Raw genomic sequence first — 14,740 nt, 5'->3', positions numbered from 1 at the left:
TGAAATATCTCCAACCGTTTCATTAAAATTAGAAAGTTAACACTTTATTCACTTCTTTAAATTAATTATACAATTTTTAATATGTCAGCTTAAAAACTGTATATAATGAATAGATAAATTCAAATCAAAATGATAGGAGAGTTTATCTTGAGTCAATCAAACCAACGAGCGTATAATTTTAACGCTGGACCTTCAGCACTTCCACTAGAAGTTTTAGAAAAGGCACAACAAGAGTTAGTTAATTTCCAAGGTTCTGGCATGTCTATTATGGAAATGAGTCATCGTAGCGCAACTTTTGAAGAGGTACATAATGAAGCTATTTCCCGATTAAGAAAGCTTTTCGCTATTCCAAACGATTATGAAGTTCTTTTCTTACAAGGCGGAGCAAGTCTTCAATTTACAATGATTCCAATGAACTTCTTACAGGCTGGAAAAAAGGCAAGCTTTATAATGACCGGCGTTTGGTCAGAAAAAGCTTTTAAAGAAGCGAAACTATTCGGCGAACCTATACAAATTGCAAGTTCAAAAGAAAATAAGTATCGTAATATTCCTTCATCAGAAGAAATTCATATCGATTCAAATGACGCATATGCACATCTAACATCAAATAATACGATCTACGGAACACAATGGCACGAGTTTCCTAACACTGGTGGTGTTCCATTAATCGCAGATATGTCTAGTGATATCATGTCGAAGCCTATAGATGTTAGTAAATTTGATATGATCTATGCCGGAGCTCAAAAAAACCTTGGTCCTTCTGGGGTTACTGTCGTTATTGCCCGTAAGGATTTTCTAGCAATGGCAAACACGGAAATTCCAACAATCCTAAAATACAGCACACACGCTGAAAGTAATTCTCTGTATAATACACCACCGACTTTCGGCATTTATATGCTTGGTGAAGTGTTAAAGTGGATAGAAGAAAAAGGCGGATTAACTGTAATCGCTAAACAAAACGAAGAAAAAGCAAAATTAATTTATGATGCGATTGATAATAGCAATGGCTTCTATACAGGACATGCTTCAAAAGAAAGCCGTTCTCTTATGAACATCACGTTCCGCGTAGCAGACGAGGAATTGGAAAAACAATTCTTATCAGAAGCAAAAGAAGCAGGCTTTATCGGCTTAAATGGGCATCGCTCTGTCGGTGGTTGCCGTGCTTCTACATATAATGCGGTTCCACTAGAAACATGTGAAGCACTTCGTGATTTTATGCTTGCTTTTCAAACTAAACATCAATAAATTATTAAAACCCAAGGTGAAATTTACCTTGGGTTTTGTTTGAATTTCAGAAATAATTTTTATTAGCATATTTCCTTATGATTTGTGACATTTAAATGCACGATAGCCGATGAAATCACGGTTGTTAAGCATAAATTCGTTATGCTCCTCCCATAACTCATAGAGGTCCATATTTATGTGTATAGATGGATTTATATCACTAATCTCACTTTGATGAAGCACAGATGGTGTATTTATCAGTTCAACTTGAGTAAATCCAGCTTGATATAAGCGTAATATCCATTCATCAGTATCTAATATTTCATTGATGCCGTATAGTTTACATGCTTTTTTTTGTTTTTCTTCTGATAAGTATTGTTCAGCTGTCATTTCGATCATGATCAACTTACCATCACTTTTCAAGACTCTAGATAGTTCCTTTAACGTACTAGAAATATCCGTAAAAACGATAACTGACTCAGCTATGATCAAATCGAAGGAATTATCTCCAAAATTCAATTTTTGTACGTCAGCTACTTTCACTTTGACTGGTACTTTCATTTTTTTAAATCGTTGCCTAGCTTTTTCTGCCATAATTGGGTGATTATCAATCGCTGTCACTTGAGAATATTTTTTTTAGCTAAGAAAGCTGCAGTCTGCCCTGTCCCACAACCTACATCTAACACAGATAGATTTGGTTGAATGTTTTCAGATTCCAATATAGATTTGGTTAGACTAAACCCACCTGGATGTGCACCACCAATTCCAAAATAAGCTAATAAATCTAAATAGGCATTAGACAATGTGTTTCCCTCCTATATAGCTATAGTATGCTTTTAAAGCATATCCGTAACTGTATAGGTGGTTTTGGGATAATTGGAGTAAATATATAACCCCGTCTAAAATTAGGACAGGGTTAACAGAAAGTTGTTTAATTGTTAATAACTAGAATACATCTATTTCTACCATAAAGTTACTGCTGCAATATCTGAATTAGATTGCCGCATGTATTGTTAAATACAGCAATTGTAACATCGCCCATTTTGGTCGGGTCCATTCTAAACTGCACGCCTTTTTCCATTAATCGTTTGTGCTCTTTATATATATCTGGAACGCCATTTATTTATATGAATTATTTATATTTTTTAATCGTAATCACTGTGGTATCTAATCCCAAAACTTCCTTTAACTCTTCTGTTAAAGAGAATGAAATAGTTGTACCTTTTTCCACATCGATAAATTTGTGATGCATCCCCGTAACAACTGTTCCATCAGTGCCATATGTTTCAGAGGGATTAGAGTTAAAAGTTAAATGTTCATAATAATTGCCACTTATTTTTCCCTGCCTAAAAATGTCATCTGGTAAAACAACATAAGCTGGTTGCCTTTGTATCAAAGAAATTTCAATTGTGTTTTTTTGTACTTCTACTATACCGTCTCTCGGAACAGCTAATCCATTTATTTCTAACTCATAAACCCATAACTTTTTTGCTAAATCTTTTAATTGTGCTTCACTATAATCATTTATAAGGTCATCAATCAATTGATTATAATAATTGGCTTCCTCTCTCGCATAGTTGAGATCCGTTTCAATACTAGTCAATGTATCTTGAAGTTCCCCATTCTTCTCTTCTAGTTCCCTTATCTGAATATCTTTTCCCTCAATAAGTTCCGTCGTAGTGTTTTTTTCATCCAATTTATCACTGTTTGCCACTGCATTGTTATCTATACAACCTGATAACAATACAATAATACTTAATGTCGTTAATAATAAAGTTCCTCGCATTTAAATCCCCCTACTATTATATTAATCTTCCCTATAAGTTCTTTAAGTTCTTTTTTAACGTAGCCGTCGTTAGTAAAAAAACTACGTATGTCAATAATTCTATTAAAATCATAATAATCCCTTTAAAGTTACTTACTAAGGGGATGGATTTGTTACTGAAGCATGCCGATATGACCTGTTGCTTTATTATTACTGCTAATCACTGACATGGAACCGAAACATGTATTAGACTAGGATAAAACTATCTCTTTTTTAGATCTAACCCAAAAATCTAAATATTATTTACAAAAAATATTTAATACACTTATAATAAAGGAAACCATTAGTAAATTTATAGCGAATCTATGCATAAATAGTTAGCATCTGCTATGGATTAGATTCATTTTCTTCACTAAAAAATTCAGTAAAGAATAAGGAGATAATTAAATGAGTAAAAAGATTAAACTAGGCATCGTTGGATATGGTAATCTCGGAAAAGGTGCAATTGATGCGATTAAACAAACTCCAGACATGGAGTTAGTAGCAATTTTCACTAGAAGAGATCCTCAAGACTTAAATATTAATGAGCCCAATGTAAAAACGGTAAATATTTCAAAAGCAAGTGATTATAAAAATGAAATTGACGTGATGTTACTTTGTGGGGGATCTGCAACAGATTTACCAGAACAAACTCCTTACTTCGCAAGCATGTTCAACACTGTAGATAGTTATGATACACATGCAAAAATCTCTGAATTTTATCAATCTGTAAATGAAGCTGCAACGAAAAATAATACAACTGCAATTATCTCTGTAGGATGGGATCCAGGCTTATTCTCCATCAATCGAGTCATGGCAGATGCAATTTTACCGAATGGTGAAAACTATACTTTCTGGGGGAAGGGATTGAGCCAAGGACACTCGGATGCGGTAAGAAGGTTAAATGGGGTAAAAAATGGTGTACAATATACCATTCCAGTTGAAGACGCAATCGAAAAAGTTCGCAGTGGTGCAAATCCTGAACTAAAAACTGCTGAAAAGCACACCCGCGTTTGCTATATTGTTGCTGAAGAAGGTGCAGACAAAACAGCAATTGAGAATGAAATCAAAACAATGCCCAACTATTTCGCTGATTATGATACAGAAGTAAACTTTATCTCAGAAGAAGAATTAAATCGCGATCATTCCAAAGCACCACATGGCGGATTTGTCATCCGAGGTGGAAATACGGGAGCTGGCAACAAACAAATTTATGAATTTTCACTTAAATTAGAAAGCAATCCTGAATTCACTGCAAGTGTATTAGTAGCTTACGCGAGAGCAGCTTATCGATTAAATGAGGAAAAACAGTTTGGTGCGAAAACAGTTTTGGATATTGCACCTAGTTATATTTCACCACGTTCATCAGAAGAATTAAGAAGAGATTATTTATAAGAAATTATTGTAGAAACAACTCCTTTTTTGATAAGTAACCCGTTCAGTTAAGTGTTACAAACATTCAAAATAACTTACGAATTAACAAAATGTTACTGTGTAAATTACCACTTCAATTAACATAGTAACCAGCTATATTTTTGACACATAAATGGCTTAGTTCTCACTTAAGGAGAACTAAGCCATTATTATTTCGATATTCGAATTTTTAACAAAAGCATTCGTGAGTTTAAGTGAAATACTTCGCAGTATTGCCATTTAATAGGTCTTCACAGTTTTCGTGAGCTTTTAAATTATCAAGAACACGAAGACTGGACGACATGTTTTGTTAGTATCTTCCTTGCTGATAATATTCGGCGCCTTGGTTATCCACTAAAATACGCTCGCCTTTTCTCGTAAAGACGATGTCAAATCCATCTGCCGATAACCATAAAACTTTTCCATTATCTTTGTAGATAAGTCGAGGTTGTTGGAAATGTTTAAACACATTTTCCTTGCCAATCTCTTTTAAGTATAACTCGATGGCTGACTCTACTTTATTACGTGAACGAGAGCCACTCACCAGCAATTCCCCTTCATCTATTGCCACAGACTGATTGTTATTATGACTATATCCACCGAAACCAAAAATGGCTTGCGCCTGAGCTATTTCAATATCAAAACGCTCGTATATATAAAAGGGTTGATTATAAACTGATTCATATATTTTTCCATCAACAATTTGGTAATACGTCACAACATCGTTCCATTTTTCTCCTTCTTTATTCATCACCATAAATTTCATCCAAATGATGCCGTCAAGCTCCCGTAGAAATTCTGCTGTCGAGAAATCCGTATTTTCATACTTTTCAGACAGCTCATCCACAGTCCCACCATATGCCGGCAATGCTACTAAATTTAACGCTTCTGAATCCAGTGCATCAATTGCCTCGAAATAGGTGTTAAAAAGCTCTCCGTGGTCTCCAAGTGCTTTTGTTGTGGTATCACTTAGAATCCCTGGTTGGGTTGCCCATAATGTAATCGTAAGAAGCAATGCAGCGATTGAAACTATGCCTATCATTGCAAATACCGGCGTGCGAGTCGCTGTTTTTCTCGGTTCAGCCATTTTTCGTGCAAGTTCCTTCGTCATCCACAATTCTTCGCCAATCACTTCATCAATACCAGTTTTCAATCGTTCCATCAAAGCCGTCCTCCTTAAGCACCAATTTAAGTTTTTTACGACCACGCGCAAGCCTTGTACGCACCGTAGCCGGTGAACAATTTAGTAGCGTTCCAATTTCCTCTGACGAATATTCTAAGTAATACGTAAGTACAATGACTTCACGGTATTTCAGCGGTAATAAAAGAACGGCTTGTGCGAGTAGACGATTTTCTGATTACGTCACGATATCTTGCTCTGTCGATCGGCTAAATAAATGCTGAATTTTTTCTCCCATAATCGTATTTTTATAATGCCAACTTCGCAAATAATCGTAACTGCGATTTATCGTCATTCGATACAAATACGTACGATACGTGGCCTCTTCACGAAACAAATCTTGCTTTTCAAATGCTTTTATTAGCACATCTTGGACAATGTCTTCCGCAACTTGCTTATTTTTCACATATGTATAAGCAAGTCTCAACAACTCATCACCATGATCATATATAAATTTTTCAAGTCGGGTCATAGGGCAACTCCTTTTATTGTTATATGTTAGACGGAGCAATAGGAATTTCTGTTTCAAAAATGAGTGAAAAGACTAAATAAATTCAAAGGAGGACACATGTCGGAGGTGTGGCGATATGTTAGTTTTAGTGTAATATTTCACATTGTATCTTCGAAATCTTCTTGATATTTTAACATAAAAATAGACCATCGAAATGAACTGCCCCGTAAATGTTAGACACCAACTAACATTTACGGGGTGTTTTTATGTCTAAATATACATTAGAAGTTAAATTACAAGCGGTAAAACGCTATTTAACTGGAAACGAAAGCTATCAAACTATTGCAGAAAGCATTGGCGTAGCTAAATCTCAAGTCATTACTTGGGTGAAATTATTTGAAGTACAGGGTGAAAAAGGGTTTAAGAAATGCTATACAAGCTACTCATCTGAGTTTAAACTAGACGTACTTAATTTTATGAACGAAACAGGTACGTCTTTTCTAGAAACGGCAAGCACATTTAATATTTCTTCTCCGAGTATCATTTATCGGTGGGATCAATTGCTTAAGACAAAAGGATTGGACGCGCTAGAACCAAAGAAAAAGGAGCGTCCATCTATGAAAAAAGAAACGAAAAAAGTTGAACCAGAAAAATCCATCCCTGCCGAAGACTCTATGGAAGCCCTACAAGCAAAAATCAAACATTTAGAAATGGAAAATGCTTATTTAAAAAAGTTAAACGCTTTAGTTCAGATGCAGGAAAAATTACAAACAAAATCAAAGCGCAAGTAGTTTTTGAACTAAAGGAACAATATGAGGTCGTGGATTTAGTTGAAGTCGCTGACATTCCACGCAGTACTTATTACTACTGGGAAAAACGATTGGATCAAGCCGATAAATATGAAGCGGTAAAAGAAGCAATCAAGATTATTTATCACGAACATAAGGGACGTTATGGTTACCGTCGCATCGCGAAAGAACTGCAAAAATACGGCTTTATACATGACCCGAAAACCATCAACCGCTTGATGAATGAAATGGGTTTAAAATGTGAGGTCCGTATTAAGAAGTATCGCTCTTATAAAGGAAACCTCGGGAAAATCGCACCTAATGTATTACAACGTAATTTTAAGGCAGAGAAAATGAATCAAAAATGGGTAACTGACGTTACTGAATTCCATCTATTTGGAGAAAAGCGATATCTATCACCTGTTCTTGATTTGTGTAATGGGGAAATAATCGCATATAAAGTCATGAATCGACCGGTCTACCAACTTGTAGGAGATATGTTAGACGAAGCTGTTCAGCGCCTCCAGCCAGGAGACGAAGTCATCCTTCACTCCGATCAAGGTTGGCATTATCAAATGAAAAAATATCAACAGACATTACAAGCACATCAAATTACGCAGAGTATGTCTCGTAAAGGGAACTGTTTAGATAACGCAGTCATTTCTTTGGCCTCTTAAAGTCTGAACTGTTTTATTTACAAGAGTTTGAGAGTATGGCGCATTTTGAAAAGGAATTAGAAGAATATATGGAGTATTATAATCACAAGCGAATGAAGGCAAAATTAAAAGACCTGAGCCCGGTTGAATACCGAACGCAGATCTTAGAAGCTGCTTAAATTATTTGTCTAACTTTATTGGGTCAGTTCAAAATGATGGTCATGTATAACTAAAGCAGCCGTTGTTTCAATGAGTTTTTTAAAATATCCTTTATTGCGAAAACACTCTTGTCCTCGACAGTTTTTTTATTTCAACTAAATAGTATCAATTGTCATAGTATCTAAGTTGATATAGTAATTGTTGGTTGTGTTCACTTAGTACGTCAATAAAATAATCGGATGCTATATAAGTGATGTTCAAGATGAGAATCTTCAACCAGGATTCAAAACTTGAATTTTCTATTTTGTAAAAAGCGGGGTCGTATGCGAGCCTTGTCAATCCGGTGACATCTCTTTCCTCTCTTAATTTACCAATAAGGATTTCAATATCGTCTCTTGTTAATTCTTTCAGAATACGAAAATAACGGAAGGCATAAAAATTAGTTTAATCTTGCTTGTATGTGAATTTGAATTGCTGTCCACTGTTGAATGCCGAAAATGTTAATTCCAAAAACTCAAAACTCCATATAAGTATTCTAAAGGCTCTTTTGTTTTGTAATTTTATAGATTTTGAGCATTTTTTAATTTTTATAACTACAAAGTTCTATCAGGGTTCCATCAGTTGATGCCGGATTAATATAAATAAGCCTTCTTCCACGGGCGTTAGTACGAAGAGTGTCCTCTAAAAAACGGATTCCATTTTCACTTGCATCGAGTATTGCTTTGTCCAAATCATCTACTCGATAGGCAATATGATGTACGCCCTTTCCCCGCTGCTTTATAAACCGAGCCATTGGCGAGTTCTTGTTCGTTGGTGCTAGTAATTCAATTACTTTATCATTCGTTCGGACAACGGCGACGTGTACTTCAACTCCAGGTGTATCACTTGTGTATCGGTCCTCTACTACTCCATTTAAAACATGAAGATAAAAGGGTAGTGCGTCATTAATATTTCTAACCGCAATGCCAACGTGATCTAACACATATTCCAATTTAGTTCCTCCTGATTTTAGTTTTTAATCGCTCGATAAACTCTTTTGATCGTTTCCATGTGTAATGCTTCGTGATAGAAACTGAATAGGAATGTTTCACCAAGTGTGTGAAATGTAATCCCGGCTTTGTTAGTGAATGGCTCCGGCAATGTTTTCCGTAGATTTTCAGATAAGTAATCTGTAATTCGCTGTTTTTGTCCAATCAGTTCCCCCGAAATTTCTGCAAGAGATGGTGGAGTTCCAATCCAATCAGCTGGTTTCGTACCTGCACTAAAAAATACTTCATATGCTTCTGGAAGAGTCATCTTCTCTCCGGATACACCAAATACAAGCTTTTCCTGTATGTACGCTATATGACCGAAATTCCAACGAATATTATTCGTAAATCCTGTTGGAACAATATCGGCTAGTTCCTCAGGTATTTGTAGGATAGATTTTTCTGTTATTCCCCGTACTACCTGCATATGCTGAAAAATTGTTTGTTCCAATACTACTCCCCCTAGTTTCATTTAACTCCTGCTCTTACATGTATTCTCCCTGAACGCTCTTAATCCCTCCCTTTCTCGATATTAAAAATCACCTCCGTGTTTGGAAGTCATTTTTTCAAAGGTCTGATTATGCAAAGTATATCAATATTTATTTTTATATTTGTATCCTTTCTCCCTATTTTCTTCTATGTAATGGTTGCGAAGCGGTTGACTAATCGCAAAAATTATTTCGAAATCAAGGGGGAAAATATATTGACTATTCATCTAAAGACTTACCAAGTTTTTGACACTGTTCCAGAAATGGATTCACATATTAGGTCCCATGTAACGGAGAATTATTATAAGTTAAATGATACGGATCGTGCCGTGCTATCTTTGCTTGCGCAGTATGCTTGTAAGTATCCGGGTGCTGCACATTTGAAGGTGGAAACAATGATTCAAGCGATAAATAAATCGGATGCGACTGTTCGTCGCTCGTTACGCAAGCTAGAAAGCCTTCATATCATTAAGAGAATCTCCACTATTCGACGTGTTACAAAGGGTTATGGCGCTAATATTTTAATCATTTTGCCTTTTGATGATCAATCGGAAATGATCAGTCGTGAAGAGGCTCAAACATCAGTAGTTTCAAGTACGGAAGAGCATTTTTCACAAAAAGAAACCGATTATTCTTTAAGCCCTAAAAAAGAATTATTACATAATACGTATTCTAACGAAATTGTTACCTCTGCAATTCCTGTGGATAACTCAATAAATAAAAATACTAGTACATTCTATCAACAATTCCAATCGACTATTTTTTCTATGCTTGGAAAAGACCAAAGGACAGTAAGTCAATTGTATGGTGTTTACAGAAGCCTAACTTATCGTGTCATTAATTGCTTCCCTCAGCATAAGGATTTCTATGAACAAGTTGGTTACCAGGCATTGACTATTTTATTGCATGTATCAAAAAAGAAGAAAGTTCGTAATCTTGCAGGTTATTACGCAGGTATTTTCGAAAAAATATGCCAACGTGACTTGTTTGAATTCTACGATGAATTAGAGGATTAACCGAAGAATAAATAAACATCAGCCAACTTTGATTATCCATTAAAAAATGACTCCCGGAGTCGGAAGTCATTTTAAGAATATTTGTCCCGCGTTAACGGGCAGTAATACTCCCACTTCAGGGCTAGGCTCAAGTAACAAAGCAATAGGGGGAGTCAGCTGCCCGTAAAAGCCCGCGTCGCATTGGCGTTAATACTTCCACGCCAATGCGTACTCTAACACTTCTGTTGGAGCTACGCGACCAATACCAGCATTATTAAAAATTAACATCATTGTCTTACTTTTTATGACCACCAAGTAACCCTGCACGCTTTCTTGCAGTGCCTGCTTCTGTGTAAGATACTGCACGTAAAACTGCAGTAGAGCCGTATTTAGTACGAAGGGCATCCATTGTTTTTCCGAGCTTTCGTTCTTTCCATTTATTTTCTTCAAACAAGCTTAACTGCATCGAATGCTCCGGTTCTAAATTGGTAATCGAGAGGGACAACCTTCGAACAGGGCGGCGATCGTAAAATTCATCAAAAATTTGTTCACACACTTTATAAATGGTCATTGTGGCATTTGTCGACTCATCAATAGAACGAGATCGATTGAACCCTCCACCAAATGCGTCTTTGCTATACCCAACGGATAAATGGATCGTTCTGCCAACCATTTCTGCTTCACGCGCTCGTCTAGCTACATCCTCACACATTTCTAAAACGACTGCCATGACTTCTTTTTTACTGCGATAATCTCGAAATAATATTTGGCCTTTTCCATAACTAATTTGCCCTTCTGCGAGAGGGGCTCCAAGCTTGGATATATCTACCCCCCACGCATGATAATAAAGTTGGTTTCCCATCACACCAAACTTTTCCTCAAGCAGATTTAGTGGTGTTTTCGCCAATTGGCCAACAGTGAAAATCCCCATATTATTTAGCGTTTTTTCTATCCGAGATCCAATCCCCCACATTTCACTTAATGGAGTTACTGGCCACAATTTATGCTGAACGTCTTCATACGTCCATTTAGCAAATCCAGTTTTTTTCGCTTCTAGGTCAAGTGCCAGCTTAGCCATAAGCATATTTGGCCCCATTCCAACCGCACATGGTAACTGAAATTGAGCATATAGCTCATCTTGTATACGTTTTATCGTGTTTTCAATGGGTCCCCAAAGCTTTTCTGTACCTCCAAGATCTACGAAACACTCATCAACACTGTATACATGAATCGATTCATGTGGCACGAACTGATGTAAATAGCGCGTTATTTCCATCGATACTCGAACGAAAAATTCCATTTTAGGTTCGATCAGATGAATCGAAGGATGATCTGGTATTTCAAATAAGCGAGTTCCAGTCTTTACACCAAACAGTTTTTTCATAGGTGGAGATGCAGCGAGCACGATACTTCCTTTTTGCTCCAAATTTCCGATGACTGCAATCGGAGTATTCGTGACATCCAGACCTGCATCTGCTGCTGCACAGCTTGCAAAAAAACTTCGTATATCAATACATATAATTTTTCTGTTTATTAATCCTTCATACATATTATTCACTCTCCTCTTAAGGAACGTATGTTCTTTATAATATAACACGAACGCAGGTTCTTATTCAATAAAGAAATAATACATTGCAAGGAGCAGAATATTATGATAAATTAAACAACAACAAAAAGAAGTCAAAACTTCATAAATTATATAAAATAACGTGAATCCTTCAAAAAAGGAGAATATACTTTGTTATTACTAGATTTAATACGTGAAAAATATAGTACTATGTCTAAAAGTCAAAAGAAAATAGCGAACTACGTGCTAGATCATCCAAATGATATTGCTTTATATTCCGCGACTGAGTTGGGTTCTAAAATAGGGATAAGTGAATCTACAGTTATTCGCTTTGCCTATTCACTGGGCTTTTCTGGTTTTGCGGAACTCCAAAAACTAGTTCGTGAGCAATTTTTTATAACAAAAAGTAGTTTATCCACTTATCAGCAAGCAAAATTGGACATTCCAAAGGATATCAGCTTCCATAAACAAGTAATGGAACAGGACCGGGAATCTATCTTAGTAACGATGAATCAAATAGAAGAAAATGCTTATTATGCTGCAATTCAGCATTTATCCAATGCAAACTCCGTTTATGTACTAGGACTTCGCTCTTCCTATTCCGCTGCAAATTGGCTTTCATTTTCTTTAGGACTAGTAAAAGAAAATGTCCATTTTATGCGACCTGAAACGGAAGATGTTATCCGTACTATTTCACAAATGGATGAAAATTCTGTCGTCATAATTATTTCGTTCCATCGCTATCTGAAAGAAACAATTCAATTAGCCGAGCTTATACATAAGCAAAAATCATACATTATAGGAATAAGTGACTCCATCCTTGCTCCTATTCACATGTATAGTGATGTATTATTCCCTATCTATGCAGCAAACAAATCAACATTAGATGCTGTCTCTCCCCTCTTTTCATTTATGAACGCGATTGTTGCAGGATTAATCGTGGAGCAAAAAGAGGATTTTATAAAAAGGCAAACATTGTATGAAACTATACCGAGTCATTTTCTATTCGAGGAAGAAGGAGATTCAACATGAAACAAGCATTATTAGAAATAAAATCTACTGTGGAAGCAGTATTTCAACATCTTCATGCAAATCCTGAAATTAGCTGGAAAGAGTTTTCGACAACCGAGTATTTGAAAGACTTTTTAGTACAGGAAGGTTTTCATGTAACTACTTTTGAAGACTCCACTGGCTTAGTAGTTACGGTCGGTAGTGGAAAACCTTGCGTAGGACTTCGAACAGATATGGACGCCCTTTGGCAAGAAGTGGATGGCGAGTTTAAAGCAAACCATTCCTGTGGTCATGATGCGCATATGACGATGGCTATAGGAACTCTGCTTTTATTGAAGAAACTAGGTATTCCCAAACTTGGGACATTAAAAGTATTATTTCAGCCAGCGGAAGAGAAAGGTACAGGAGCACTTTCTTATATTGAAAAAGACTTAGTAGATGATATCGACTTTTTGTACGGTGTTCATCTTCGCCCTATTCAAGAACTTCGAAACGGCTATGCTGCCCCCGCCATTTTACATGGTGCAGCAAAACTAATTGTCGGTAAAATTCACGGGATGGAAGCACATGGTGCAAGACCACATCTTGGCATCAACGCGATTGAAGTTGGCGCACAAATTGTGCAAGCTATTCAAGGTATTTACCTAGACCCAATGATGTCTTATTCTGCAAAGCTTACAAAATTTCAAGCAGGTGGAGAATCTGCCAACATCATTCCTGGTACTGCAGAATTTAGTATAGATGTTCGAGCGCAAACAAATGCAGCGATGGATGAGTTAATCGCGAAAGTGGAACATGCTATTCAATCTGTTGCATTCTTAAATAATAGTACGATAGATTTTCATATTGAAACGGAAATTGCTGCAGCAGAGAATGATGCAACAGCAGTAGAATTTATGAAAGTGGCAATTATTGATACGATTGGTCAAGATCATTATGTCCCTCCAATCGTTACTCCAGGAGGAGAGGATTTTCACTTTTATACGTTAAAAAGACCTTCCATTAAAACGACAATGCTAGGATTAGGGTGTGATTTAGTTCCTGGACTACATCATCCCAATATGTCGTTTAACCATGATAGTATATTAACTGGTATTGAGATTCTTACGAAGACCGTTATCGGTACTTTCCAAAAAGAGGGGTGAAGAGAATGGCCCAGATTGACATTCGTGTATTAGAAACAAAGGAAGAAATGCTCCTTATTCAACAATTAGAAGAAACCGTTTGGGGCATGGGCGCAATTCCTACCCATCAAACGCTTACAGCAGTTAAAAATGGCGGATTGATCATTGGAGCATTTGATGGTGAAAAATTAGTCGGGTTTTCTTATGGCTTCCCTGGTTATAAAAACAACGAAACATATTTATGCTCTCATATGCTGGGTATTCACCAAGATTTTCAAGCAAAAGGCATCGGTAAAATGCTAAAAGATGAGCAGCTTATAGTTGCAAAAGAAATGGGATATAGACTAATCACTTGGACATTCGACCCACTAGAAAGTCGCAATGCCTTTTTGAATGTTTCGAAGCTTTATGGAGTCGTAGACACGTATATAGAGAACTGTTATGGGGAAATGACAGGGGGGATTAATGCCGGTTTACCAACCGATCGCTTGCAAGTTGAATGGAGAATTACAAGTGAACGTGTGCAGGAAAAATGGATGCCACATGCAATTATTTTTGAAAACCCATTTCAAACTGTTATCTCTGTAGAAAATCTACCTGTTTTAGTTGAACCAGATTTATTTGAGCCATCAGGACAGGGTTATGAAGTTCCTATTCCCCAGCAATTTCAAACGATGAAAACTGTAAGTCCTGAAATAGCTTTAAAATGGCGTTTGCAAATTCGAAAAATTATCCAAACATTATTTTCAAATGGTTATGCAATCGTTTCCGTGCGAAAAACAGATGAACCAGTTAACTATTATCAATTTGTTCAAAAATCAACGATACCATTAGAAACAGAGGAGAAATAAT

Annotated in this window: 14 protein-coding genes and 3 pseudogenes; 7 read left to right on the top strand and 10 right to left on the bottom strand. The window is 36.4% G+C overall.

The features are described 5' to 3' along the window. Positions 1 to 147 precede the first annotated feature (147 nt). Entirely contained in the window at positions 148 to 1,245 is a 1,098-nt protein-coding gene (gene serC / locus LDK52_RS06710; RefSeq protein WP_277585180.1) for a 3-phosphoserine/phosphohydroxythreonine transaminase, read from the top strand. Between the two features lie 75 nt (positions 1,246 to 1,320). Here the strand turns inward: serC and LDK52_RS06705 are convergent, their stop codons facing one another. The 4 genes and pseudogenes from LDK52_RS06705 to LDK52_RS06690 form a co-directional block, all read right to left on the bottom strand. Next, positions 1,321 to 1,845 carry a class I SAM-dependent methyltransferase gene (locus LDK52_RS06705; RefSeq protein ID WP_277585179.1) on the bottom strand — a complete coding sequence of 175 codons (525 nt, stop codon included), beginning with the start codon at positions 1,843 to 1,845 and terminating at the stop codon, positions 1,321 to 1,323. Next, on the bottom strand, positions 1,842 to 2,027 hold the full coding sequence (locus LDK52_RS06700) for a class I SAM-dependent methyltransferase (RefSeq protein WP_277585178.1): 186 nt from the start codon (positions 2,025 to 2,027) through the stop codon (positions 1,842 to 1,844). Before LDK52_RS06700 ends, LDK52_RS06705 begins: the two co-directional genes overlap by 4 nt. Before the next feature lie 170 nt (positions 2,028 to 2,197). After that, positions 2,198 to 2,341, bottom strand: a pseudogene (locus tag LDK52_RS06695) (VOC family protein); the annotation flags it as partial. Between the two features lie 15 nt (positions 2,342 to 2,356). After that, positions 2,357 to 3,010 carry a hypothetical protein gene (locus tag LDK52_RS06690; RefSeq protein ID WP_277585177.1) on the bottom strand — a complete coding sequence of 218 codons (654 nt, stop codon included), beginning with the start codon at positions 3,008 to 3,010 and terminating at the stop codon, positions 2,357 to 2,359. A gap of 426 nt (positions 3,011 to 3,436) precedes the next feature. On the opposite strand from LDK52_RS06690, the gene LDK52_RS06685 reads away from it, so the two are divergent. Further along, positions 3,437 to 4,423 carry a diaminopimelate dehydrogenase gene (locus LDK52_RS06685; protein WP_277585176.1) on the top strand — a complete coding sequence of 329 codons (987 nt, stop codon included), beginning with the start codon at positions 3,437 to 3,439 and terminating at the stop codon, positions 4,421 to 4,423. A gap of 328 nt (positions 4,424 to 4,751) precedes the next feature. Here LDK52_RS06685 and LDK52_RS06680 read toward each other — a convergent pair whose 3' ends face one another. The 3 genes and pseudogenes from LDK52_RS06680 to LDK52_RS06670 form a co-directional block, all read right to left on the bottom strand. Beyond that, entirely contained in the window at positions 4,752 to 5,603 is an 852-nt protein-coding gene (locus LDK52_RS06680) for a hypothetical protein (protein ID WP_277585175.1), read from the bottom strand. Next, positions 5,578 to 5,784, bottom strand: a pseudogene (locus LDK52_RS06675) (RNA polymerase sigma factor); the annotation flags it as partial. The gene LDK52_RS06680 and the pseudogene LDK52_RS06675, both read right to left, overlap by 26 nt. A gap of 15 nt (positions 5,785 to 5,799) precedes the next feature. Next, positions 5,800 to 6,093 (bottom strand): sigma factor, encoded by a 294-nt coding sequence (locus tag LDK52_RS06670; RefSeq protein ID WP_277585174.1) that lies wholly within the window; start codon positions 6,091 to 6,093, stop codon positions 5,800 to 5,802. A 245-nt stretch (positions 6,094 to 6,338) separates the two neighbouring features. Between LDK52_RS06670 and LDK52_RS06665 the strand changes: the two are divergent. After that, positions 6,339 to 7,695, top strand: a pseudogene (locus tag LDK52_RS06665) (IS3 family transposase). Between the two features lie 560 nt (positions 7,696 to 8,255). Here LDK52_RS06665 and LDK52_RS06660 read toward each other — a convergent pair. Together LDK52_RS06660 and LDK52_RS06655 are read right to left on the bottom strand one after the other, a co-directional pair. Then, the gene (locus LDK52_RS06660; RefSeq protein ID WP_277585173.1) at positions 8,256 to 8,666 is read right to left on the bottom strand and encodes a VOC family protein; all 411 of its coding nucleotides are present in this window, start codon (positions 8,664 to 8,666) and stop codon (positions 8,256 to 8,258) included. 17 nt (positions 8,667 to 8,683) lie between these two features. Further along, a complete protein-coding gene (locus LDK52_RS06655; protein ID WP_277585172.1) occupies positions 8,684 to 9,154 on the bottom strand; it encodes a DinB family protein in 471 nt (156 codons plus the stop codon). A 252-nt stretch (positions 9,155 to 9,406) separates the two neighbouring features. Between LDK52_RS06655 and LDK52_RS06650 the strand changes: the two genes are divergently transcribed. Then, positions 9,407 to 10,207, top strand: coding sequence for a helix-turn-helix domain-containing protein (locus LDK52_RS06650; RefSeq protein ID WP_277585171.1), 801 nt, complete (start codon positions 9,407 to 9,409; stop codon positions 10,205 to 10,207). A gap of 274 nt (positions 10,208 to 10,481) precedes the next feature. Here the strand turns inward: LDK52_RS06650 and LDK52_RS06645 are convergent, their stop codons facing one another. Next, a complete protein-coding gene (locus LDK52_RS06645; RefSeq protein ID WP_277585170.1) occupies positions 10,482 to 11,735 on the bottom strand; it encodes a Y-family DNA polymerase in 1,254 nt (417 codons plus the stop codon). A gap of 189 nt (positions 11,736 to 11,924) precedes the next feature. Here LDK52_RS06645 and LDK52_RS06640 point away from each other — a divergent pair, with 189 nt between their 5' ends. The 3 genes from LDK52_RS06640 to LDK52_RS06630 are packed head-to-tail and all read left to right on the top strand — an operon-like array spanning position 11,925 to position 14,739. Then, the gene (locus LDK52_RS06640; protein ID WP_277585169.1) at positions 11,925 to 12,785 is read left to right on the top strand and encodes a MurR/RpiR family transcriptional regulator; all 861 of its coding nucleotides are present in this window, start codon (positions 11,925 to 11,927) and stop codon (positions 12,783 to 12,785) included. Then, positions 12,782 to 13,909 (top strand): M20 peptidase aminoacylase family protein, encoded by a 1,128-nt coding sequence (locus LDK52_RS06635; protein WP_277585168.1) that lies wholly within the window; start codon positions 12,782 to 12,784, stop codon positions 13,907 to 13,909. The genes LDK52_RS06640 and LDK52_RS06635 overlap by 4 nt, the downstream gene beginning before the upstream one ends. Before the next feature lie 5 nt (positions 13,910 to 13,914). Then, positions 13,915 to 14,739 carry a GNAT family N-acetyltransferase gene (locus LDK52_RS06630; RefSeq protein ID WP_277585167.1) on the top strand — a complete coding sequence of 275 codons (825 nt, stop codon included), beginning with the start codon at positions 13,915 to 13,917 and terminating at the stop codon, positions 14,737 to 14,739. Position 14,740 lies beyond the last annotated feature (1 nt).

Origin of the sequence: Psychrobacillus antarcticus (genome assembly GCF_029533155.1) — a bacterium.
In the GTDB taxonomy this organism is placed as follows: Bacteria; Bacillota; Bacilli; order Bacillales_A; family Planococcaceae; genus Psychrobacillus; species Psychrobacillus antarcticus.
This window is presented reverse-complemented; position numbering and strand designations above follow the sequence as displayed.